Raw genomic sequence first — 22,820 nt, forward strand, 5'->3', positions numbered from 1 at the left:
CGAACTCCCCCTAGACTTGGTTGACGGTCTGGTGGGTGTTATCAAAGGCTGAAACGATCGCCCAGATAAACCCTTCGTACATCGTCGTTTCTGACGATTTCCTCAGGACCACCTTCCATCAAAACCCGACCATCATGCAAGATATATGCCCGGTCGATAATGTCTAGAGTCTCGCGCACATTGTGGTCAGTAATCAAGACCCCAATGCCACGATCTTTCAGATGACGTACAAGATCGCGAATATCACCCACTGCAATCGGGTCAATCCCGGCAAGTGGTTCATCAAGCAGAACAAAGTTCGGATGGGCTGCCAAGGCACGCGCGATCTCGCAACGCCTGCGTTCCCCGCCCGAAAGCGCCAGGGCCGGTGTGCGGCGCAAATGTTCGATAGCAAATTCTGCCAAAAGGTCTTCAAGCGACTGTTCGCGCTTGATGCGATCATCCTCGACCACTTCAAGCACGGCCATGATGTTCTGTTCAACCGTCATGCCCCGGAAGATTGAGGCTTCCTGAGGCAAATAGCCGATTCCCATGCGCGCACGCTGATACATCGGCATCATGGTGATATCGCGCCCATCAAGAGAAATAGTTCCGCGGTCTGCGGCAATAAGCCCGGTAATGATATAAAAACTGGTGGTCTTGCCAGCCCCGTTCGGACCCAGAAGGCCAACCGCCTCGCCACGCTGCACCGAAACCGAGACATCTTTCAGCACCGGGCGCTTTTTAAAGCTTTTGCCCAGATTATGCGCCACAAGACCCTTGTTGGTGGTGATCAGGCGCGGGCCACTTGCCCCGCCGTCAGTTGGCTGTGCGCTGCCAGATACAGCTGTCGCCTTTGCGTTGTCGGATTTTACGCTTTTGCGCGACCAGAACAAATGACCGACCTTTCTCAGTTACCGGTCCCGGCATCGGCCGGGCTGTTGTTTTCGTCTTTTTGCGGAACCAGAAGGCCCCGAACGCGGGTTTTGCCATCGCCATTACCGTCAGCCGTCAGACGACTGATGCCGGTATTCAGATCGACCACGGCACGATCCCCGTTCAACTGGTTTTCCCCGCGGGTGATCTTAACCGATCCGATAAGGGTGGCGATACCAGTTTTCGCATCATAAACACCCTGATCGCCAACAACAAACTCTGTTGCTGTGCGAATATTCACATTGCCCTGCCCGTCGATGCGGCGCAATTCGTTTGCGCCATCCGAACCGGCCTCAAAGCGCGCGGTCAAAACATCCCCGCGCAGCGTGCGATCCTCGGACACCGCAACCGCGTCCCCGCGTGCAACCGCAACACGCTCCGTCTCCCAATATTCAAGGCTGTCGCGCGCCGTCAGGGTTTCATTGGGCGTGCTGTATTTAAGATTATCACCGGTCAGAACAACCACCGCCTCGTCAATGTCATAGACAGCGCGATCACCGACCGCGACATCTGTATCGGACGACAATTTGACATTGCCAACCGCGATGATGCGGTAAATCTCGCTATTGCCGTCGCGATCACGATAGAGCGCCTGCAACTCGTCGGCATCGACGCGCGAGGAACCACGCTTGGCCACCGCATTGCCGCGGGCAATCAAGATCTGTTCATTGCGGCGCCATTCGATGCCGTTATCAGACTCGACTTCAAGCCCGCCGCTGCCATTCTGGGCCAAACCCAACGGATTGGCCGCAGCATCCTTTGCCATGGCCAACAGGCCAAGCGCGGCCGCACCCAGCATAAGGCCTCCTAGCATAAGGGGTGTCAGCAGCGTTCCAGTCTTGCGGGCGAGATGCGGCATCGCAATCATGACTTCCCTCTCATTGCTCCGTCGAATTCAATGCACTGTCGAAAATCACCAGCCGGGATTTCCCCAAAAAGCGGATCACCGCCCCCTTGTCTTCAAGCTCAAACCCGGAATCCGATGCAATGGTGCCAAACGGCCCCTGCCCGTCAACCGGTACATCGCCGCTGGCACTGCCGGAATTCATGGCGATTTCTGCTTCCTCGGTGTGAATTTCAAAACCGTTATCGTGGTACATATTGACCGTCCCCACCAGATCAAGCATCCCGTCGGTTTCGGTATAGAAGCCTTCATTGGCGGTCATCGCAATCCACGATCCGTCATTCAGCGTAATATCGGCCTGCGGACCGGACAGATAGACATGATCGGGCCGTGTTTCGGTTGCGTCGGTTTCAACGGCCTCGCTGGCGGTCACCGTAAAGGGCTGACGATTGCCATCCACGCCAAAGAAGCGCGGATTGCTCATCGCGACATTTTCCATCAGATCCTCGGGCGAGGTCGAAAAGCCAAGCCGAAAACCGCTATCCTGAACCTGTTCAATCTGCGGCCATAGGACGACCAGCGCCATGATCGTCATCGCGATCAGCGGCAGCACGAATTTCAGCATATTGACGATGACACGGCGGAACGGATTGATCCGCACATTGCGCCGGGCCGAGGGCATGCGATCACGCGAAAAGCCACGCTCATGGCGCGCCTGACGTTCGTCATGCGCTGCTGCCTTCTGGCTTTTTTCGCGGTCTTCGACCTGTGGCGTGCCCTCTGTGCTCATGCGTTATGCCACCCCGACGCGCAACAGATCATGGATATGCACAAGCCCCACCGGCACACCACCGTCATCCAAGACAAACAGGGATGTGATCGAACGGTCATTCATGATGGCTAGTGCCTCAACCGCCAGGGCATCGGCACTGGTTACTTTCGGCCCAGTGGTCATGACATCACCCACCTTCATCGCCACCAGATTATCGGCCATGTGACGGCGCAAATCGCCGTCGGTCACGATCCCGGCCAGAACACCGGTATCATCAACCACACCGACACAGCCAAACGAATGGCTGGTCATGGTGACAAGCGCCTCGGCCATCAGGGCATCGGGCGAAATCAGCGGCAGGGTATCAACCCCGTGCATGACATCATGGACATGCAGCAACCGCTGACCCAGCTTGCCGCCGGGGTGAAAGGTGCGGAAATCCTCGGATGTAAAGCCGCGCCGCTCCATCAACGTCACCGCCAGCGCATCGGCAAGGGCCAACATGGCGGTGGTTGATGTCGTCGGTGCCTGCTTGTTCGGGCAGGCTTCCGGGCTTGCTGGCAGGACCAGCGGACAATCGGACTGCTTGGCAAGCGAGCTTTCCGGTTTGCGGGTCATACCGATCAGTGGCACGTTAAAACGCCGGGTAAAGGCAATAATGTCAGACAGTTCCGGGGTTTCGCCGGAATTGGACAGGGCCAGAACCGCATCATCCTTGCCAATCATGCCCAGATCACCGTGGCTGGCCTCGGCCGGATGCACAAAAAAGGACGGGGTGCCGGTCGAGGCAAAGGTCGCGGCGATTTTCTTGGCAATATGGCCGCTTTTGCCCATGCCGGTAACAACCAGACGGCCTTTCAGGCCCTCGATCAGGTTGATGACGTTGCAGAACTCGCCATTAAGCGAGTCTGCAAGCTCGCGCAGCGCATTGGCCTCGATATCAAGAACACGGCGCGCGATGGCAAGATCGGCGTCACTCGCCGGTGCTGGCACTTTGGGGGACTCGTTTGAGACGTCTTTTGAGACTGGGGTCACTGTCATCTGTTTCTTGTTAGCGTTTCCCGCCCGGAGATAGGCTATTTGACCCATCTTGCAAGATCATTGGGCCAAAACTATGAACCCAGTTGGCGTGGGGGTCAATTCTATTGCACCCCCATACACCGCCAATCTTCACAGACGGTTAACCGGCCTTATGCCGACCTTATGAATGGGCAAAAATATCGGTTTCTTCCCAGCCCGCCAGATCAAGCGTCGCGCGGGTCGGCAGGAAGTCAAAACAGGCCTGCGCGATCTCGGTACGCCCTTCGCGCGCCAGACGACGATCAAGCTCTTCCTTGGCCTTGTGCAAATACAGCACGTCCGAGGCCGCATAATCGATCTGTTCCTTGGAAAGCTCGGCTGCACCCCAGTCGGAGCTCTGCTGCTGCTTGGAAATCTCGACCCCGACGGTCTCGCGCAGCACATCCTTCAGACCATGACGGTCGGTGTAGGTGCGCACCAGTTTGGAGGCAATCTTGGTGCAATAAACCGGCGCGCAACGCACACCGAGATATTTGTCCATCACTGCGATGTCAAAACGCCCGAAATGAAACAGCTTCAACACCGACGGATCAGCCAGAAGCTTTTTCAGGTTCGGCGCGCTGTAATCTTCCCCATCAAACTTGACCAGATGGGCGTTGCCATCCCCACTTGAAAGCTGCACGACACACAAACGGTCGCGGTGCGGGTTAAGGCCCATGGTCTCACTGTCAATGGCCACGACCTTTCCAAGGTCAAGGTCACCCGGCAGATCTCCGAGATGGAGGAAATTGGTCATCGCGGTTCTCCAAATGTCAAAATTTGCCTGTTCTTAACACAGCAAACCGCGCATCGCACCGCAAAAGTCAGAGTACAGTTGGGCTTTTTGCAGCTCTTAATTCGCTTCTACAGAAACGACATAAAAGCTCTACATAAATTCAGCCGCGATCAATATAGTTGATTTGAAACTATAGATTTAAAACAAAGGTAGACATAAACGTATGCCAAAAAGAGCAAGAGAGGACCTGTTAGAAGCACTTGAAGAACAGATCGATTTTCTCCGTAGGTCATCGGCAATTTTCGACACCGGCTACAAAAGTGAAGCAAAAAGACTAGCCAATCATGTGATGATTCTGTTGCATGACAGCAAAAAGAGCTTCTCCCTCCTCAGTCAACTCGGTGTCAAAAATCAATTTAAGTTCATTGATACTGGAGCGCTGAGCGATTCAGTTCTTGAACTGATCCGCGCCGACCTTAAAGCGCGTGGCATCGACCCAAATACTAAAATGTATCATCAGAGTGCAAGGCTACTCTGTCTTGCCAAAAACCACCCTAAGCCGACACTTTACGAGCCGCTTTACGATAGCTCGCTTAAGGACAGTAAGTGGCTCTCCTTCAATGAATGGTGGCACCAAGACGTGATCCTTGACCACGATGACCGAAACCTCTCAAGGAATAAGCTCACCGCATATTTACGAGACAAAGATGGTGGGGCACACATTGATCCTAAACTGGGCGGTAACTATCACCGCCTAACACGTGGCAAAGCTCAAAATATGAAGCTCAGTGTTGGAGGTAAGCTGCTATTTGATGAAGGACCCATACTTCCGACAATGAGACAAATAGCGTTCGAGCTTTTACACAGCATCACACAGCAATTGGAGAGCATTAAACGAGTATAGCCCCAAAACGACAATACCCCAGCACATCGGAAATGTGCTGGGGTATGGTGCCCAGGAGAAGATCGTCTGCAACACCCACCCTACAAGGGTTGATTTGCAAGGATTCCAGAGTTTCCAAGGGCTTGACAGGTCGAATCAGGTAGTACATCTGGGTAGCACAAAAGCATCAATACCTGAGTATCGACGAATGGGCAAACCCGTTAAGCGACCCGGCAAGAATAACTACGAAATTCAATATCCGCTTCCTCAGAAACTCCGCCAAGTCATGCGCACATCTGCCATATATCGCAGCTTGGGCACAGCAGACCTGTCTACCGCCAAAAAGCTCTATCCCGTTCGCCTGGCAGAAGTTCAAGCAGAGGTTACCCGCCTACTTGCAAAACACTTCCCAGACGATCAGAACGTTCTGCAAGAGCTTCAAGAGCTTATTGCCGCTTACAAAAACGCGGATGACCACGCGGAGCCCGACAACTTTTCCGAAAAAGACATTTTGCTGGACTTGGTTTCCGAATGGGGCACCAAACAGCGCCTAAAGCGTATTGAAGCCTTCAGAGCATCACCACAGCACAAGTCAGGCGAACCCATCCCGGTCGCGATTCGGCAAGCTGCCAATGAGATACAGGTTCAGGCAGAGAACTTTACCAACGATGCGTTAAACCCACGTACCAAAATTGACACGATCACCGAAAGCTGGCGCAAAGCAAATGGCCCAAAGCTCTCCGTAAGCACCAGGGACGAATACGAACGGGCTATAAAGCGCTTCTCGGATTGGTGTGCTCTGCAGCAGATCGAGTATTATGATCAAATCACCCGCAGAAAGGTCCGTGAGTTTGTTGAAGAAACCTATCATGGCAAGATGGGGAAGACCGCCAATTTGGCTCTGAGCGGGCTCCGTGGCGTGTGGAAGCACGCGATGACGGGTGGCTTTGTCGAGGAAAAGAGCACTGTTTGGGACGATCACGAATACCCGGACCACATCCGTATCGGAACGGGCGAAGCAAAGGAGGAGGCAGATGAAGAAGCACCGTTCTCGTTCGAAGACATTGAAACGCTCCTAACCAAGCTCGACCCACCGTTATTCGCTGACGTTCTTCGACTCTCGCTTATAACGGGGGGCCGGAGTGCCGAAATTACTGCTCTTGAATGGAAACACATTACCAAAGAAGAAGATGGTTATTGGGTCAGCTTGCCAGGAACAAAAACTAAAAGCGCAAGACGTCGCGTTCCAATCCCACAAGCATTCGCGCCACTCATGGAACGCTTAACAAACGAACCAAGTGGACGGTGGGTGTTCCCATTTTATCCAAATCTTGTCTTTGAGACTGACAGAAAGCGCCACAGCTACATCAACAAAGAGTTCAACAGAAAACGTCGAAACCTTAACCTGCCGAACAGTAAGCGACAGGGACTTCACTCTGCGCGCAGGACCTATATCGAGCTACTGGAAGGCGCAGAAGTTCCAGTTGGGACGATTAAGTTGCTTGTAGGACACAAACGCCATGACATCACAATCGGTCGCTACACCAAAGGTCAATACGTCAACTTACGCTCTGCAGTAGAAAAGTTGCATTATGCGGACAAGCCAATGAAATTGATTAACTCTTGAAGTGCTTTAACCACCTGAGGGTCTGAAATGGTTTTTGGAACAATCTAAGTAAGCATCATTGCAATTAGTGTTTAGCCGCACCCCCCCTCTGGGGGGCTCCGCATATGAATAGCTCCTGCGAAGAAGCGGAGCAATTGCAGGCTCACTCCGCTTCTTTCAAAAGTTAACAAATAGAGCTGTGAACATTCAGACCTCAAGGTGACTAACGAACCAAGCGCTTCACGCTCTTATAAAGAAGCTCCTTCAATTGGCTTATACGGTCGCCTTTGTGAATTTCGCTGTGGCAATTCGGACAACATGCTATCGCGTTATCAATCGTATCGGGCCCGCCGTCTGCTAGCGTTTTCACGTGATGAACTTCGAGATACGGAGTGCCATCTGGGCGCATAAATGGAGCCGGTTGCTTACATAATTCACAGATACCGTTCGCATTTTCCAATACCCATGCTCGGACTAATGGGTCCCTGCGGATAGCCGTCGTAGTGATCGTGGTCACCTCAGGTTTACGAACACCAGTGGGTCCCTCTTGCATAGGCTTTCGGCGAAGACGTTTCCTGAGTTGCTCTGATCGTTCTTCCAATTTTTGGCGATCAGCTACAGGCGATAAGTCTATCTGAGCCTCTACGCCGTTCTCCTCCAACAACGTGCGGATTTCTTTTTTGACGTTTGATCCAACATTGCGCGCCGGAGCATATCCCTTCACTGGTTCAAGCCCCATCTCCATTACCACCGCAGATATATTCTGCATTCGATATTCAATAGAGGCTCTTGTTCGTCCACTGAGTTCTTTCTCTCGCAGACCCTTAATCTGGTCAGACTTATTAAAGTCAATTCCTTGGTCTGCTGCACTCATTAGATCACAATAAGCACGCACAGCCGCTGCCAGTTCTTCCCGTGTCCAACGTGAACGCTCCTCAACAACCCCCTCGAACAGTGCAAAGACTTCGTCCCCTAATTCCGAAGCCATTTCCCCCAACACATCTGACTTCGGTATACTGTCACCGCTTTCCATTCGGCTAATTTGCACCTTTGAAACACCAGCCACGTCGGCGAGCTGTTGCTGGGTAAGTCCATGTTTTAACCTAAGTTCCTTCAATTTATTGCTCATGTTCAATTCCTTCTTTATTAGTTGAAACTTAACTTAACATGAAACAAATTTGAACGCAAGTTATTTATGAAACTTTTTGGTATTAATTTTTTCATGAAACTTTTAAGCCATTGCTTTTTCTCCGAATAGGGTTGCTCCTGACTAGTTACCCTTAAATGTTACGCCCACAACGAACGTTGACATTTGTTACACGCTGCCGTATCTGCCAATTAAGAACTCCCCTTCAAGGCAGGCAAACATGCAGCGTTACGTGATCTATAAACGTGTCAGTACGGTTGAGCAGGGCAAGAGCGGCCTGGGTTTGGAAGCCCAGTCACGCGACATCGCCATTTACCTGGATACCTACAGCCCGGAACCATTCGAGGTGGTGGGTGAATACGTTGATGTGCAATCGGGCAAGAATGACGACCGCCCAGAGCTCATCAAGGCGATTGACCAAGCAAAGCGGGATAAGGCCACGTTGTTGGTGGCGAAGCTGGACCGCCTAAGCCGCAAGGTCTCCTTTATCTCCCACCTTATGGACGACCCGAAGCTAGCCTTACGTGTCGCTTCCATGCCCTATGCGGACAAGTTCCAACTCCACATTTATGCAGCACTCGCTGAACAGGAACGCGAATTCATATCCCAGCGCACGAAAGCCGCGCTCAGGCAAGCAAAGGAACGTGGGCAGAAGTTGGGCGGACTTCGGGACAAGACCATGAAGCGCAACATCGCAATCCAGGAGCAGGCTCAGAAACGCGCCAGCAATCTGGAAAGCATCGTTGTCCCGTTGCGTGATCGTGGCGACAGCCTGAGAGATATCGCATCAGCACTCAATAAGGCCGGTATCAAAACCGCACGCGGGGCGGAGTGGCAAGCCCCCCAGGTGAAGCGGGTGCTCGATAGGTTGGCATCCTAGGAAGCTGTTTTGCGGACTCTGGGGAGTCATTGGCCATCTGATGGCTGGGGTTGTAGCCAAACACCCTCAAGGACTCTCCAGCCACCAAAAAACACCCTCTATAATTAGCCCGCACCCTTGGATAAATCAGCCGAACCAACTTCCCTATGCGTCTTTCGATTGGCTCGCGTGAATGTGGGTTTGGGGTGTCAACTTGGCTACAAACACCACTTACAACACCAATCAAAAACCTGACGGTTTCTGCGGGTTTGGGAATTACACCGCACCCTTGGATAAGTCGATAGTATTCAATTCCCTTAATCAGTTCATTTTAGGTGTTTCACCCTTAAACACATAAAACACTTAAATTGACTGAGTGTCTGAGATAGCGACCGAGGTCGAGGATGTGATGCGCGCTTGATCATCCTCCCTCGGGCGCTTGCATCCCTATAAACCCCTGATCACCAAATCTGACATCTTTCAGCCGTTTGTGCGTAGGGGAGTATCTGTCTTTTTGGGCGTCGGCTTACAACCAGCATTGCCTCAACGCACCCCCAACAGCCCTTAAGACAACCCGACGGCATCACCCCAAGAACCGCAGAAAACCTCTAGCAATTGATTACAACGCACCCCTGGCAAGGGCAGCCATCCTTTGTGCTGCGTGCCTTCTCATCAACACCTTGGAGAACGACTGAGTGCCCACTGAAAATCAACCTGTCACGATTCATACCGGTGCAGCATGTCGGGGAAACCCCGGGCCTGGTGGCTGGTCCGCAATCCTTCGCAAAGGGGCGCGAGAGAAAATCATCACCGGCTTTGAAGGCATCACCACAAACCAACGCATGGAACTCACCGCCGCGATCTCCGGCTTAAATGCCTTAAAGCGGCCAACGCACGTTGTGCTTATCACGGACAGTAAATCCCTGGCCGATGGCATCACCCAATGGATTGAAACCTGGCAAAGGAACGATTGGCAGAATTCATCGGGTAATCCAGTCGCCAATACGGACCTTTGGAAGAGCTTGCTGGTACTCAACCAAAACCATCAAACCATCTGGGAATGGGTTTCAGCCCGCAGCGGTGACACAGAAAACAACCGCGCCGACCGACATGCACGTCAAGCGCTTCTGAAAAACATTCGCTAACCGCACCTTACCGTTCAGCCCCCCAAGCAACCCTACCATCCAAACAACCGCTAAAGCACTCAAACAGGCTTCTACCGATCTTGGTTAGAAGCCTTTTGTCGTTTGGGTATCCATACACATAGGAAACAACCATCATGAACCACACTTACCAAGAAGCCCTTAGCAAAGCCGCACACGACCTCATGGCCATGACCAAAGACTGTCAGTGCGGAGAACTTACAGCCTACGAATTTGTCACATCTGGAATTTTCGACGCTCTCCCAGAGGGTAGTGATTTCTTGCGGGCCACTAATGAGTTTCTAACGAACATGGTGTGGAGCGAGGTAGCTGCTGGTGTAGTGCTTGATCATTACGACGACGTGGACAGCACTGAAGCAACTGCCGAGGAGCTGCGCTTTGAACTTGCATGCGCATTGGACGCCCTTCGCGCCTTCAATAGCCCGGTAATGCCCAGCGCGTTCCTGCCATACCTGCATGAGGTGGAGGATGAAGAGTTCTTCGAAGACGTTTTGAAGGGCATTTACCCTGCCAGAATGAAACAACAGGAAATGGACAAGCTAAAGCAATACGCAAAAGAATATTGCGAGGCCAAAAAACTCTCCTTCGAAATGCTTCAGGGCATAATCAGGTCTGTTCGTTCTTACATCGAAGACAACCCGTCCTTCATAAAGTTCTCACATGTCATGGCGATGGAGCACATCCGAAACTGGCATGAAATGCGTCTGGAGTTCGGGGCAGACCTGAGCTAAGCGATTGGAGTATTTCCGCAAAGTTACCGGTCTTGAAACCGGGAACGTCTACAAGATCAGTATCGGCGAACATCGTACCTTCACCGATACCGCCGCTCACTTCCAGGTGGCCCGGTCATCCCTGATCAAAGTCCTGCTCGAACTTGGTGTATGCCAGAAAGAGTATGATGCTGTTATCAGGGAATACCGCTACCGCCTTCACCCTGACGCCGCGAAGAAGGGTCTTGGATACCGTATTATGGGCCCCAAAGGCCCGTTTGACGTCCTATCGCCAACCGCCATCGAGTGGATTAGGGAAGAACTCCAAGACCTTCTTAAATCCACCAGCATCAGCCCCGAGACAACGCACGCACTCAGCAAGCTTCAACTATTTGATGCCCAATACCGTGAGAGAATGAACTTGGAAGGTAGGGTTCGTTGGCTGTTCTATCATTTTCCAGACCTCAATCGGACTGAGGTGGCCAAAGCCCTATGCGTTAGCAGGGCAATTGTTCAGCGTTACATCAAGATACAACAAGACCAATTACGGAGAGCCCACCAAGCAAAGGCACAAGCATTGTCGTAAGGAGATATCATATGCAGGGTATCGATCAGGGTACCCTGCAGCTCAGAACCAAACCCAACTCGCTGACCTGTAGCTATTACAGTCGGTGTCAACCTCCGTAAGGATTTCGCAACGTTACTCTGTAGAGCTCACCTAGAAATCACCTCGAAAAAGACGTTGTGAGGATGCCTCAAAGAATTGGTCTGAATACACACAAGCGTTCGCCATTTGAACCTTCAAACCCTCAATTTTTTGCACTATCGAAGAAAACTCAAGAAGCTGTTCTTTTGGAGGCAAACAAATTGGTAATAAACGAATATCACTAAGGGCAATAAACTTTTGCGTTCCGCCTCGACTTGATTTTAAAATTGCATGAGAGAGATAATGCCCCTTCAACAATTCAAGCAAAAATACTGTCAAAGGGTCAGCACCATCAGTCCTCAAAAGAGCAACATTCTTGATTGCAAACTGCCGATCTGTATCAACAATAATAGGCTTACCTATCGTGCCGATCATGGGCATTAAGATGTTGCCTTTTTCTACAGACGAGCGCTTCCCTATTTCAATAAAATCTCTCTCGCTTATATTTCGAGCCGTAGAAAAATCGAGCCGTCCTCCCGTGACATTCTTCGATGTAATGAGCGGATAGCCCTCGTCAACATACTTAGGAGAGTCATGTGTTCCGTCTCTCACATCAACTAGATTTCCTAATGAATGCTCAGGATATCCCTTAGGATTTACGACCGGGTCACCAAACATCTCCAAAAAGGTCGAACGAAGGAAATCATCGGCGAGGGTCAGGGCCTGTTGCCGCTTCCGGCGGATTACGTCCGCCTTGTCCAAGATTGCGGCAATGCGGCGTTGCTCTTCAATAGGCGGCAGAGCAATTAACTGGTCAGCTACATCCTTTGGATAAAGGTGAATACCCTTCACAATCTTCTTGAATTTGAAACGGGTCTGAGGCGATTGAAACCAATGCCACAAATACCTTTGGTTAAGGTCCTCAGATTTACTGCGCGCTATCAGCCACTCTCCGGTCGCTAAGGAGCCTTCAACTGAGTGCTCAGCTAAGTATTGTTTACTGCCAACATAGTCAGCATTGTGAGCAGCGTTTAGAACGAGAATATCATTAGTTCGCAAACACTTCTTTTTGTGCCTTTGGGCAAACCGATCATCGACGAAAGATTGAAATTCACCAGAGAATTGACCTTGGGCGTTTACATCTTTGATCTTGAGGACAGGAAAGCCTGATACTCTCTGATCTGCTTTGGCGGGTGTTTTTCCATTGAAAACATCCGCTATGTCCCCGACCCGGCGCGTAACAGTCATCCCAACATCTCCCCAAGTTCAGCGATATCCTTGGCAAGGTCATCGTGCAGGTCTTGCATTTGCTTCAGAATGACTTTGGGAGACTCATAGGCCTCTTCTTCATAAGTCGTTTCCTTATAGCGGCTGAGAGACAGGTCGTACTTGTTAGCCTTAATCTCTTTGGCTGACACAAAGAAAGCCTTTCCAGACTTGTCTGTGTCCTTCTTGGGGTCGCGTTCTTGCCAACGCTTTAGCACATCCGGCAGATCGTTAGTGTCGATCTTCGTGCGTTTATCGTCCAGAGAGAAGCCATCCGCCTCGACATCGTAGAAGAAAATGTTTTCCGTGCTCCCGCCTTTGGTAAACACCAGGATTGCAGTCGACACACCGGCATACGGCTTAAATACACCCGATGGCAGCGAAATAACCGCCTCAAGCTGGTTTTCCTCGATCAGTATCTTTCGCAACGCCTGGTGCGCCTTTGACGAGCCAAACAGTACGCCATCGGGCACGACCGTCGCCGACTGGCCGCCAAGCTTCAGCATCTTCAAAATCAGAACGATGAACAGCAGCTCTGTCTTTTTCGTTTTAACGTCAGACAGCAGGCTTGGATGCACGTCTTCAAAATCCAAGCTCCCTTTAAACGGCGGGTTTGCAAGTATGATATCAAGGCTGTCGCTGGCATGACCCGGATAGTTCTCTGGGAAGCTGTTTGCTAGCGTGTCCTGATAATGCACATCTGGGGAATCAACCCCATGCAACAACAGGTTCATCGCCGCAATACGCAACATCGTCGAATCGAAATCAAAGCCGTGGAACATGCCTTTGCGGATGTGATCGCGATATGGTTCCAGCAGATCACCAGAATAGGTTTTCTGACCCGTTTCTTCATCCACCCAAACGCCTTCGGGCGAAGTATATTTCTGCTGTAAATACTCGGCAACGCTTACCAGAAAGCCAGCGGTCCCGCATGCCGGGTCACCCACCGTCATGTCTGGCTTTGGGTCAAGCAATTCGACCATCAGACGGATGATATGGCGGGGCGTTCTGAACTGCCCATTGATGCCTGCCGTAGTCAGTTTGCTTAGAAGGTATTCATACAGATCACCCTTGGTATCTGCATCACCCAAAGGCAGATCGTCGATCATTTCCACAGCAGAGACGAGAAGGCTTGGCTTCTGAATCATCAGCTGGGCATCTTTCATGTATTCGCCGAAAGCAGCCCCGTCGCCCGATACCTTTTTGAAGTGTGGAAAGACCTTGTCACGGACCAAGGGCAGCATTTCAACCGCACCCAAGTTGCGATATTGCGACCACCGCAGTTCTTGCTCATCCGGCCCAAAAAGCGGCTTAAAGTCCTTGCCTGACAATCCCGCCTTTCTCTCATTCCTCGTCTCTGTCATATCCAAAAGACGGGAGAACATCAGGAAAGTGATCTGTTCGATCACAGTCAGTGGATTGGCGATACCGCCCGTCCAGAACTCGGTCCAGAGGGTATCAACCCGGTTACGCAACGCGCCGGTCAGCATTATGGTTTGGCCTCATTGGTGGTTTTCTCGAAGCGATCAGTATTGAAGCTTCGAATGATCGTCAACAGGTCATCCTGTAGGTCGGAATCAGGGAAAACACCGTAAATCCCGTCCTGATCGATCTTGGTGAAAGGAGCGTCAACCAAACGCTCAAGCTCGATACCACCAGTCTGGGCGATAAGGCTTTGGAGCAAGCGCAAGAAATGCGTCTGTTTGGCTGTCAGTGATGGGTGGCGTGTGACGAATTCCTGGAAACGACCCCGAACTGCTTCTTCGTCCATCCCCACGATATTGCGCAAGATATCATCGAGGTGGTCCGCAAGGTCTGGATAGAATTCCCGCAGTAGGCTCAGGTCAACATCTGGGTTCTCTGTCAGAACCAAGGACGTCAGTGTATCCAAGTCATCGCGGCTGACAGGTTCACCGCGCCTGATTTTGGCCAGTATCGGGTTCTTATCGAACAGGTCACGCAGGGCTGCTTCTACACGTTTACGGTATGCTGCCAAGTCGATGGAAACAATGCCTGACTTTCGATGCCCGTATTCAATTTCTGCAGCGTCTTCTTCGATATCAACCACTGGAATGGTGATTTCCGGGCCGCCACTTCCACCTTCAACATATTGCATGATGCTGCGGAGCTCGTGACGCACCCTTTCAAGAGACGCAAAATCAACATTCGCCCAAAAGGTGGCAGAGCGTACTTCTTTGATCGTCTCTGCCTTTGCCTTTACCTGATTGAGGTTGGGGCGAAGCCTATTGACCGCATTTAGAAGGTCGCCTTTGAGGTCCTCGAACAGGCCAGATTTCTTGAAAAGTGCAAGCTGCAACTGAGAGATTAGCAAATCAAACGCATAGGCATCGCTGTGCCCGCGAATATTAATCCATTGGGTAAGCGGACTAATTTCGTTCTTGAGCAATGTGACCGTTGCAGGTGTGAATTCTTCAATCACACCAACAGCCCGGACAGTTTGAATTTCAAGCCACTTTTCTTTGACCGAAATACTGTCATCCGGCAAGGAAGCCACATCCAAGGAAATCAGGTTGGTAACGGTCTTGAAGGTTTCTAGGTCAAGTGCTTGCAAGGCCGTTGCCGCCAGATCAAGACGGGCATTAAAGACACGTTGCATAAGTGACGTAGGTGGGCTTGGTTCGGCCTCGGGCTTATTTTGTTCAAAGAACTCAAAGTTCGACCAGTGATCGAAAATCCGAAAGACCGCTTTGTCACGCCCAGGGCCAAACAAACCAGGGCAGAGGCGTGTGCCCCTCCCAATCATTTGCCAGAACTTGACCTTGGATTTCACCGGCTTTGCAAAGACAAGATTAACGATCTCCGGCACGTCAATACCAGTATCAAGCATGTCGACTGATATCGCGATGGTCAGATCATCGTTGGTTCCCTGCCCTTTAAAATCATCAATCAACTGTTCCGCACGCGGGTCGTGGTTATCGATGATCTGACAGAACTTGCCGCCGTATTGCGGATACATCTCATCAAACAGCTTTTGCAGCACAACTGCATGCTTGTGGCTACGCGCAAAGATGATGGATTTACCTGGAAGCTGACCACTCGCCTCCTTGATACCGTTCTCCATCAAATTACGGATAATCCGACGATTGGTATCCTTGTTGAAAATCTGCTTATCAATCTGTTCAGCTTCGTGATTGAGCTGCTCTGGGTCTTTACCATCCTCTTCAAGCTGCCGCTTCTGTTCCTCGCTAAGGTTCTCGTATTTAATTCCCTCGCGCAGGAACTTGGTGGTGTGGCTATAGACCTCATAAGGCACCAGGAAGCCGTCCTTGACCCCGTCCTCTATCGAATAGAACGCAGTTGGGTCCTGGTTACGGCATTGGAACAAGTCGTATGTATTGCGTGAAATGAACTCGACCGGTGTGGCCGTGAGCCCCACTTGCAGACTGTCGAAGTATCGGAACAGATCGCGATAGCGGTTATAGATGCTGCGGTGGCTTTCATCGGCAATGATCAGGTCAAAGAACCCGGTATCAAAAGCCTGGAAAACAGACATCATCGACGGATAAGTAGAAACGAAAATCCGGCTTTTGTTGTCATTCACCGTGTGCCGCGAAACAACCGTAAGCGGTTCGCTCATGTGGTCGTTAAAGGCGTTTTTGGCTTGCTTAACCAACTCGCGCCGATCACACAGGAACAGCACACGTTTCGCCCAATTCGCCCGAACAAGAAGCTCTGTCAGCGAAATGGCGACGCGGGTTTTCCCGGTCCCTGTGGCCTGAACAATAAGGGCCTTTCGCCGGTTGTTCGAGAACGCCTCACACACACGCTTGATCGTCTCAACCTGATAAATGCGACCCGCGATTTCAGATTTCGGCGCAATGCTGTTAAGGGCCTTTTTATTGACCCTCTGGAACGTTACCAGGTTTTGCAGGCTGCGCTTTGAATAGAACCCGAACAGCCTCCGTGGCGGGTAATTCTGGGCGTCATCCCATATCCATGTGTTGTAGCCGTTCGTGTAGAAGATGACCGGGCGCTGCCCATGTTTCTTTTCAAGGCCATCCGCATACAGTTGCGCTTGCTTACGCCCACGCTCTTCGGACTGTGCTGTGCGCTTGGCTTCGATCACGGCCAATGGCTTACCGTTATCATCCCACAAGACATAATCGGCATATCCGATGCCTGAGTCTGTCGGCTGAAAACCGACCTCTTCCTCAAGTGTTACGTCGTCAGGCTTGTTTACATCCCAACCAACCTCGGCAAGCGCAACGTCAATCAGTCTTTTTCGGGTTGTGGCTTCGTTGAACGATAGCGCGTCGGCAACCTGCTGCCCCTTTGCCTGTTTCTCCGGTGTTACGGTTTCAGCGGCATAGGTGGCTTTGACTTTTGCAAGCTCATCAAGCGCCGTATCCAGCTTCTTCTTGAGTTTGTCTTTGGCAGCTTCAAGCTCAGATTCCCTGCCTTCATTTGGTGAAGGCTTCTGAAATTCGGCAATATCGGACGGGGTAGCGGTCAAGCAGCGGACAGCAAACCAAGCCGACACCGCGTATGCCTCTTCGAGTATCCAAAGGGCAGTCTTGATCTCGACACTTCCGCCATGAGCAGCACGGTTGCCCTCTTTGCGGATTGCATGAAATTTGGTGCGGATGACCTCGGGGACGGCTGCGGCGAATGCAGGCGCATTCAACAACTGGAAAAAGTCATCATCTTGCGGCTTTTCGAGGCGCAGCACCCAATAAACCGACTTGGTTAGCTGTTCTCCAAGATTGCGGAGCTTCACCAGTGCACTAGAAGGGTCTGAATAGACGTACTGCTCTGCAAACCCGCCATGGTCTGCCAGAATAGGCCGCTCTTTTCGGAGCATTTCAAAATTCACCGACTCCAGCGATCAATCCCCTCGCACTATCTGACGTTTCACATCAGTCTTTTTTCACAACTTCCCAACGTTAGCAGCGCGTTGAAGTCAAAGAAAGACGAAATAGCCACGTTTTCACATTTGTAAGAATCGATTGAGCTCAATACCAAGAGCCCACGATCTGAGGGACCGAGCACAGGACGATTTCGAAACCGTCTTTGAATTTTTTTTTAGGGGAGTTTTTAGGGGCTGTTGAGGTAGTACAACCCGGTAGTACAAAGACAATACCCCTGCAAGCTAAGTGTTTGAAAACATTAACTTGCAGGGGTATGGTGCCCAGGAGAAGACTCGAACTTCCACGGCCTAATGGCCACTGGCACCTGAAGCCAGCGCGTCTACCAATTCCGCCACCTGGGCATAGGGGCTTGTGGTATTGTCCGGGGTTACCCGCCGGAACGGGGCGGAATATACGCGGTCAGGCTTAAGTGTCAACCAACTTTTTGATGGTTTGGTGAAACTAAATCAGGCACCTGCACCATCGCCGCCAATTGGGCGGTTTTTCTGGGTGTTTTGCGGGTTTTGGGCTTACACCGCATGGTCGAACAAATAGGCGAGAACTCCGTTCAAACGGTTCCTGCCCTGATCGGTGGCGCGAAGCCCCGCAGAATCACAAATCAGATCACCGGACTCGATCAGGGTTTCGAGACGATCCTGCGTGAGAACATCACGCGGCCCCTTGCCGATGATGCGGTTAAACCTTGCCGTCGGAATGGTTTCATTCAGCCTTAAGCCCATCATCACCATTTCAAGCAGGCGTTCATCGGCCTCAAGAACAGTTTCTTCTTGCGTGCCGTGCCCATGCTTTTCCACGCGATCAAGCCAGATATCGGGCGCACGGTGACGACGCACCGCCATCGGCGTGGTGTTGCCATCGGCACCAATCACCGCCTCGCGGCCATGCGCGCCCGGCCCGATGCCCAGATAATCGCCATAGCGCCAATACACCAGGTTATGGCGGCTTTCCTGCCCCGGTTTGGCGTGGTTGGACACCTCGTAACATCGATAGCCGGCACGTTCGGTCTCTTCCTGGGTGATCTCGTAAAGTTCGGTCGCAAGGTCTTCGTCCGGCACGACCAGATCGCCGCGCTGATGCAGGGTATAGAACTGTGTGCCCGGCTCGATGGTCAGCTGATAAAGCGAGATATGTCCATTGGCGATGCCAAGCCCTTCGCGCAGTTCCGCGCGCCAGGCCTTGGGATCGTGTTCTGGGCGGGCGTAAATCAGATCAAACGAAAAACGATCAAACACCGAGGTCGCAACATCGAGGGCCCGCATGGCTTCCTCGGCACTGTGCAGGCGACCAAGGAATTTCAGGTCGCGGTCATTCAGCGCCTGAATGCCAATCGACACCCGGTTAATCCCGTTGGCGGCAAAGGCCGAAAACCGGTCAATTTCGACCGTACCGGGGTTGGCTTCGAGCGTGATTTCAAGATCATCCGTTACCGGCCAGAAAGATTTGATGTCCTCGATCAAGGCCCCGGCGGTTTCCGGATACATCAAGGATGGCGTGCCGCCGCCAAAGAACACCGATCCCACTGTCCGTCCCGGATGACGAGCCGCACCGTGTGCAAGCTCCGCCCGGAGCGCTTTGCGCCAGCGCGCGTGATCAACACTGTTCGCAACATGACTGTTGAAATCGCAATACGGGCATTTCGACAGGCAGAATGGCCAGTGGATGTAAATGCCAAACGGCACGGTTTCACTTGAGGCTGCGGACACGCGGGACTCTTTTCAATCGCGGAAATGTTGGCCGATAAACTAACACGCACCGCCGATGATGACATCCGCGATGCGTGCATAAGTTCAATGCAGGTGGATAAAACCTGAAATCAGTCTTCGAAGCAGGCTTTGACCAACTGGCGGAAGGCATCGGCCCGGTGGCTCATTTCATGCTTTTTCGCCGGGTCCATTTCGCCAAAGGTTTCCTCGTAGCCCTTGGGCTGGAAAATCGGGTCATAGCCAAAGCCGTGCGAGCCACGTTTGGGCCAGACGATTTCGCCTTCAACCCGGCCTTCGAAATTCTCGACATGCCCGTCCGGCCAGGCCAGCGACAGGGCACAGATGAACGATGCCCGGCGGTCCGGATGATCACCAATACCGTTCTTGACCTTTTCCATCGCCATATCGAAATCCTTGTCCGGACCGGCCCAGCGCGCGGAATAAATCCCCGGTGCGCCATCAAGGGCCGAAACCGCCAAACCGCTGTCATCGGCAAGGGCCGGAAGATTGGCCCCATTGGCCGCGGCCGTTGATTTCAGCTGCGCATTGCCAATGAAGGTTTTTTCGGTTTCTTCGGGTTCGGGCAGATCAAGTTCACCGGCCGAGAAGACCTCGATGCCAAACGGTTCAAGAAGTTCGGCGATTTCCTTGATCTTGCCTTTGTTGTGGCTGGCGATGACGAGTTTTTTTTCCGTGAAACGACGGGCCATGGTCTTGCCTGAAACTGCGATATCCAACTGATGCGAAAAAACGGCAGGCCCGATGCCCGCCGTTAAAATTAAGGTGCCTTAAAGCCCAAGCGCCTCACGCTGCTTGGCGAACAATTCCTTGCAGCCTTTTTCCGCCAACGCGAACATCTGATCATAGGATGCGCGATCAAACGGCACGTCTTCGGCGGTTGCCTGCACTTCGACAATGCCGCCATTGCCGGCCAGCACGAAGTTGGCATCGGCCCCGGCATTGCTGTCTTCGGCGTAATCAAGATCAAGCACCGCTTCACCTTCATAGATACCACATGAAATCGCTGCGACCGGCTGGGTCAGCGGAATTTCCTTGATCAGGCCAAGGCGGCGCACGCCCTGAAACGCCAGATGGGCCGCAACATACGCGCCGGTGATCGATGCGGTGCGCGTACCGCCATCGGCCTGAATGACATCGCAATCAAGGCGCATCTGCATTTCGCCCATGGCTTTCATATCGGCAACCGCACGGATCGAACGGCCAATCAGGCGCTGGATTTCCTGGGTGCGGCCGGACTGACCACCACGGGCGGCTTCGCGCTGCATGCGGCTATCGGTTGCGCGCGGCAGCATGCCGTATTCAGCGGTGATCCAGCCCTTGCCGGAATTGCGCATCCAGCCTGGTACCTTGTCTTCGACCGTGGCGGTACAGATCACATGCGTGTCGCCGAATTTGATCAGACACGAGCCTTCAGCATATTTGGAAACGCCGGTTGCAATCGTTACATCGCGAAGCTGATCGGGGGTACGGCCGGAAGGGCGCATGAGAAGGAACCTCTTGGTTGTCTGGGCTTGCGTTCGTGGCGACTTGAATGCCCGCGCACGAAGCGAAACTGTCCTGAAAAATTTGGCCCAAAGTAAGATGTGACCCACCAAACGTCCAGCAGTTTCCCCGGATGTTTTTATCTGTTCTGGTGCAATCCTGGCGCAAAGCAGTTAAACCAACAACTTCGACCAAATTTACAAGCTCGGCTTAGCAATAGGCCGTGCAATTGACGCAATGCGTTTGCCTGACTAAATTCTCCTCACGTTTTACGCTTCATCCATCTGGATCAATTGGCACGCAACACATGGCGCATTTTGACGATACATTGCTGGGCGACATGAATGCGCGGTCACGTGAAGTGTTCCGCCAGATTGTCGATGCCTATGTCGAAACCGGTGAACCGATCGGATCGCGGTCAATTGCGCGTCGCATGTCGGAAAACCTTTCGGCGGCGACCATTCGCAATGTCATGTCCGATCTTGAAGAAATGGGTCTTCTGGTCGCGCCGCACATTTCGGCGGGACGCCTGCCCAGTGAAAAGGGCCTGCGCCTGTTTGTGAATGCCCTGATGGAAGTTGGTGACCTTCCAAATGCCGAGCGCGACCAACTGACCAAAAATTGTGAACAGGCGGGCTATTCACTTGATCAGATGCTGGGCGAAGCAACCACGATGTTGTCAGGCCTGTCGCGCTGTGCTGGGCTTGTGGTGGCCCCCAAGACCGATGGCATTCGCTTAAAACAGATCGAATTCGTGGCCCTCTCGCCGGGCAAGGTTCTGGCCGTTTTGGTGGCCCATAATGGCAGTGTCGAGAACCGAATCCTTGATGTTCCGCCTGATTTGCCCGCCTCGGCATTGACAGAAGCGGCAAACTATCTAAATACCCGGTTGGCTGGAAAGACGCTTGATGATGCGCGCCTTTTGATGACGAAGGAGCGTGATCGTCTCAAGCAGGAGCTTGATGAACTTTCCGCCAATCTGATTGATGCGGGCCTTGCAACATGGGCCGGCGGGGTCAAGGGATCGTCCCTGATTGTGAAGGGGCAATCCCAGCTGTTGGAAAATATCGATACGATTGAACAGCTTGAGACCGTGCGCCGCCTGTTTAACGTGCTCGAAGCCCGCGATCAGATGATTGAATTGCTCGATGTGACGACGGATGCCCAGGGCGTTCAGATTTTCATCGGGTCGGAGAATAAACTGTTCGGCGGATCGGGTCTTTCGATGGTGATTTCGCCCTATCAGAATGCTGAAGGCAGCATTGTGGGTGCAATCGGGGTTGTCGGACCGACCCGGATCAATTATGCCCGGATCATTCCGCTGGTCGATTACACCGCCAAGCTGGTCGGTCGACTTATTGGATAAATCGCGGCGCTGCGTGTCAGGCCGCATAACGTGAAAGTAGCAAGGTTAGCCATGTCGGAAACCGCAAAGAACACTCCGGAAGATCTGCAGGACGTCAATGCAGAGGAAACCGCTTCTGAAGAGGTCGCAGCAGAGGCGACTGAGGAAGTTGTTGAGGACGCCGCACCCCAGGACCCGATCGCCGCACTTGAAGCCGAAGTCGCGGAACTGAAAGACCGTCTGCTACGCCAGGCCGCCGAGGTGGAAAACACCCGCCGCCGCGCGAAAAAAGACGTCGAGGATGCCGGTAACTACGCCATCACCAAATTTGCCCGCGACCTTTTGGATGTCAGCGACAACCTGCGCCGCGCGCTTGATGCCGCGGGCGATACATCCAATGCCGATCCGGCGATGAAAACCCTGTTTGACGGGGTTGAAATGACCGAACAGGCATTGCAAAAGGCGCTTGAAAAGAACGGCATCGAAAAGCTTGAACCGCTGGGCGAAAAGCTTGACCCGAACAAACATCAGGCCGTGTTTGAACTGCCGCATCCGGAATATCCGGACGGCCACGTCGCACAGGTCATGCAGGCCGGTTACGTGCTTAAGGGCCGTTTGCTGCGCCCCGCCATGGTTGGCGTGACCAAAAATCCGGGTGGTGAAAAACCAAGCCAGACCGACACCCCGGGCGGCAACGTCGATACCTCCGCCTGAGGACATTAAAGACGATAAATCGGTTTTAGCGGATCGGGTTTAAATACAGCCTCGCCAGAC

General features: G+C 52.5%; 20 protein-coding genes and 1 tRNA gene. 8 read left to right on the forward strand and 13 right to left on the reverse strand.

The features are described 5' to 3' along the window. Nucleotides 1–41 precede the first annotated feature (41 nt). The 5 genes from lptB to IT893_RS18845 form a co-directional block, all read right to left on the reverse strand. Nucleotides 42–875: an LPS export ABC transporter ATP-binding protein gene (gene lptB / locus IT893_RS18825; protein ID WP_008888697.1), complete on the reverse strand. Its 834-nt coding sequence runs from the start codon at nt 873–875 to the stop codon at nt 42–44. A 14-nt stretch (nt 876–889) separates the two neighbouring features. Further along, nucleotides 890–1,783 carry an LptA/OstA family protein gene (locus tag IT893_RS18830; protein WP_197146285.1) on the reverse strand — a complete coding sequence of 298 codons (894 nt, stop codon included), beginning with the start codon at nt 1,781–1,783 and terminating at the stop codon, nt 890–892. Between the two features lie 10 nt (nt 1,784–1,793). Continuing rightward, entirely contained in the window at nt 1,794–2,549 is a 756-nt protein-coding gene (gene lptC, locus IT893_RS18835; protein WP_197146286.1) for an LPS export ABC transporter periplasmic protein LptC, read from the reverse strand. A gap of 3 nt (nt 2,550–2,552) precedes the next feature. After that, complete coding sequence (locus IT893_RS18840) at nt 2,553–3,572, reverse strand: SIS domain-containing protein (protein WP_246878907.1); 1,020 nt, start codon at nt 3,570–3,572, stop codon at nt 2,553–2,555. A gap of 160 nt (nt 3,573–3,732) precedes the next feature. Beyond that, nucleotides 3,733–4,347, reverse strand: coding sequence for a ribonuclease D (locus IT893_RS18845; protein ID WP_008888701.1), 615 nt, complete (start codon nt 4,345–4,347; stop codon nt 3,733–3,735). A gap of 202 nt (nt 4,348–4,549) precedes the next feature. On the opposite strand from IT893_RS18845, the gene IT893_RS18850 reads away from it, so the two are divergent. Continuing rightward, nucleotides 4,550–5,230, forward strand: coding sequence for a hypothetical protein (locus IT893_RS18850; RefSeq protein WP_197146287.1), 681 nt, complete (start codon nt 4,550–4,552; stop codon nt 5,228–5,230). Between the two features lie 187 nt (nt 5,231–5,417). Continuing rightward, nucleotides 5,418–6,836 (forward strand): tyrosine-type recombinase/integrase, encoded by a 1,419-nt coding sequence (locus IT893_RS18855; protein ID WP_197146288.1) that lies wholly within the window; start codon nt 5,418–5,420, stop codon nt 6,834–6,836. Nucleotides 6,837–7,038: 202 nt separating this feature from the next. On the opposite strand, the gene IT893_RS20280 is transcribed toward IT893_RS18855, so the two are convergent. Further along, nucleotides 7,039–7,944: a helix-turn-helix domain-containing protein gene (locus tag IT893_RS20280; RefSeq protein ID WP_305791407.1), complete on the reverse strand. Its 906-nt coding sequence runs from the start codon at nt 7,942–7,944 to the stop codon at nt 7,039–7,041. A 238-nt stretch (nt 7,945–8,182) separates the two neighbouring features. On the opposite strand from IT893_RS20280, the gene IT893_RS18865 reads away from it, so the two are divergent. The 4 genes from IT893_RS18865 (at nt 8,183) to IT893_RS18880 (ending at nt 11,280) form a co-directional block, all read left to right on the forward strand. Beyond that, nucleotides 8,183–8,842 carry a recombinase family protein gene (locus tag IT893_RS18865; RefSeq protein WP_197146289.1) on the forward strand — a complete coding sequence of 220 codons (660 nt, stop codon included), beginning with the start codon at nt 8,183–8,185 and terminating at the stop codon, nt 8,840–8,842. Nucleotides 8,843–9,516: 674 nt separating this feature from the next. Beyond that, nucleotides 9,517–9,966, forward strand: a complete 450-nt coding sequence (gene rnhA, locus IT893_RS18870; protein WP_197146290.1) for a ribonuclease HI — start codon at nt 9,517–9,519, stop codon at nt 9,964–9,966. Between the two features lie 134 nt (nt 9,967–10,100). Then, nucleotides 10,101–10,715: a hypothetical protein gene (locus IT893_RS18875; protein WP_197146291.1), complete on the forward strand. Its 615-nt coding sequence runs from the start codon at nt 10,101–10,103 to the stop codon at nt 10,713–10,715. A gap of 4 nt (nt 10,716–10,719) precedes the next feature. Beyond that, entirely contained in the window at nt 10,720–11,280 is a 561-nt protein-coding gene (locus tag IT893_RS18880) for a hypothetical protein (RefSeq protein ID WP_197146292.1), read from the forward strand. Nucleotides 11,281–11,412: 132 nt separating this feature from the next. On the opposite strand, the gene IT893_RS18885 is transcribed toward IT893_RS18880, so the two are convergent. From IT893_RS18885 to rph, 7 genes are all read right to left on the reverse strand, one after another. Then, a complete protein-coding gene (locus tag IT893_RS18885) occupies nt 11,413–12,588 on the reverse strand; it encodes a restriction endonuclease subunit S (RefSeq protein ID WP_197146293.1) in 1,176 nt (391 codons plus the stop codon). Then, on the reverse strand, nt 12,585–14,096 hold the full coding sequence (locus IT893_RS18890; RefSeq protein WP_197146294.1) for a class I SAM-dependent DNA methyltransferase: 1,512 nt from the start codon (nt 14,094–14,096) through the stop codon (nt 12,585–12,587). The genes IT893_RS18885 and IT893_RS18890 overlap by 4 nt, the downstream gene beginning before the upstream one ends. Continuing rightward, entirely contained in the window at nt 14,096–17,440 is a 3,345-nt protein-coding gene (locus IT893_RS18895) for a DEAD/DEAH box helicase family protein (RefSeq protein WP_252724009.1), read from the reverse strand. Before IT893_RS18895 ends, IT893_RS18890 begins: the two co-directional genes overlap by 1 nt. A gap of 309 nt (nt 17,441–17,749) precedes the next feature. Then, nucleotides 17,750–17,836: transfer RNA gene (locus IT893_RS18900), tRNA-Leu, on the reverse strand. Nucleotides 17,837–18,004: 168 nt separating this feature from the next. Beyond that, entirely contained in the window at nt 18,005–19,198 is a 1,194-nt protein-coding gene (hemW, locus tag IT893_RS18905) for a radical SAM family heme chaperone HemW (RefSeq protein WP_197146295.1), read from the reverse strand. Between the two features lie 110 nt (nt 19,199–19,308). Continuing rightward, complete coding sequence (gene rdgB, locus IT893_RS18910; RefSeq protein ID WP_197146296.1) at nt 19,309–19,908, reverse strand: RdgB/HAM1 family non-canonical purine NTP pyrophosphatase; 600 nt, start codon at nt 19,906–19,908, stop codon at nt 19,309–19,311. 78 nt (nt 19,909–19,986) lie between these two features. Then, the gene (rph, locus tag IT893_RS18915; RefSeq protein WP_197146297.1) at nt 19,987–20,703 is read right to left on the reverse strand and encodes a ribonuclease PH; all 717 of its coding nucleotides are present in this window, start codon (nt 20,701–20,703) and stop codon (nt 19,987–19,989) included. 305 nt (nt 20,704–21,008) lie between these two features. Here rph and hrcA point away from each other — a divergent pair, with 305 nt between their 5' ends. Continuing rightward, nucleotides 21,009–22,067, forward strand: coding sequence for a heat-inducible transcriptional repressor HrcA (gene hrcA / locus IT893_RS18920; protein ID WP_008888710.1), 1,059 nt, complete (start codon nt 21,009–21,011; stop codon nt 22,065–22,067). A 51-nt stretch (nt 22,068–22,118) separates the two neighbouring features. After that, nucleotides 22,119–22,760, forward strand: a complete 642-nt coding sequence (grpE, locus tag IT893_RS18925; RefSeq protein WP_008888711.1) for a nucleotide exchange factor GrpE — start codon at nt 22,119–22,121, stop codon at nt 22,758–22,760. The last annotated feature ends 60 nt before the right edge of the window (nt 22,761–22,820 follow it).

This window comes from Thalassospira sp. A40-3, from assembly GCF_015871485.1.
In the GTDB taxonomy this organism is placed as follows: Bacteria; Pseudomonadota; Alphaproteobacteria; order Rhodospirillales; family Thalassospiraceae; genus Thalassospira; species Thalassospira tepidiphila.

Bases quoted from the DNA above. Each gene is read 5' to 3' on its own strand.
- hrcA (WP_008888710.1), top strand. From the start codon at position 21,009: ATGGCGCATTTTGACGATACATTGCTGGGCGACATGAATGCGCGGTCA.
- IT893_RS18855 (WP_197146288.1), top strand. From the start codon at position 5,418: ATGGGCAAACCCGTTAAGCGACCCGGCAAGAATAACTACGAAATTCAA.
- IT893_RS18875 (WP_197146291.1), top strand. From the start codon at position 10,101: ATGAACCACACTTACCAAGAAGCCCTTAGCAAAGCCGCACACGACCTC.
- IT893_RS18840 (WP_246878907.1), bottom strand. From the start codon at position 3,572: ATGACAGTGACCCCAGTCTCAAAAGACGTCTCAAACGAGTCCCCCAAA.
- IT893_RS18865 (WP_197146289.1), top strand. From the start codon at position 8,183: ATGCAGCGTTACGTGATCTATAAACGTGTCAGTACGGTTGAGCAGGGC.
- rph (WP_197146297.1), bottom strand. From the start codon at position 20,703: ATGCGCCCTTCCGGCCGTACCCCCGATCAGCTTCGCGATGTAACGATT.
- IT893_RS18850 (WP_197146287.1), top strand. From the start codon at position 4,550: ATGCCAAAAAGAGCAAGAGAGGACCTGTTAGAAGCACTTGAAGAACAG.
- IT893_RS18890 (WP_197146294.1), bottom strand. From the start codon at position 14,096: ATGCTGACCGGCGCGTTGCGTAACCGGGTTGATACCCTCTGGACCGAG.
- IT893_RS20280 (WP_305791407.1), bottom strand. From the start codon at position 7,944: ATGAGCAATAAATTGAAGGAACTTAGGTTAAAACATGGACTTACCCAG.
- IT893_RS18885 (WP_197146293.1), bottom strand. From the start codon at position 12,588: ATGACTGTTACGCGCCGGGTCGGGGACATAGCGGATGTTTTCAATGGA.
- rdgB (WP_197146296.1), bottom strand. From the start codon at position 19,908: ATGGCCCGTCGTTTCACGGAAAAAAAACTCGTCATCGCCAGCCACAAC.
- IT893_RS18845 (WP_008888701.1), bottom strand. From the start codon at position 4,347: ATGACCAATTTCCTCCATCTCGGAGATCTGCCGGGTGACCTTGACCTT.
- IT893_RS18830 (WP_197146285.1), bottom strand. From the start codon at position 1,783: ATGATTGCGATGCCGCATCTCGCCCGCAAGACTGGAACGCTGCTGACA.
- lptC (WP_197146286.1), bottom strand. From the start codon at position 2,549: ATGAGCACAGAGGGCACGCCACAGGTCGAAGACCGCGAAAAAAGCCAG.
- grpE (WP_008888711.1), top strand. From the start codon at position 22,119: ATGTCGGAAACCGCAAAGAACACTCCGGAAGATCTGCAGGACGTCAAT.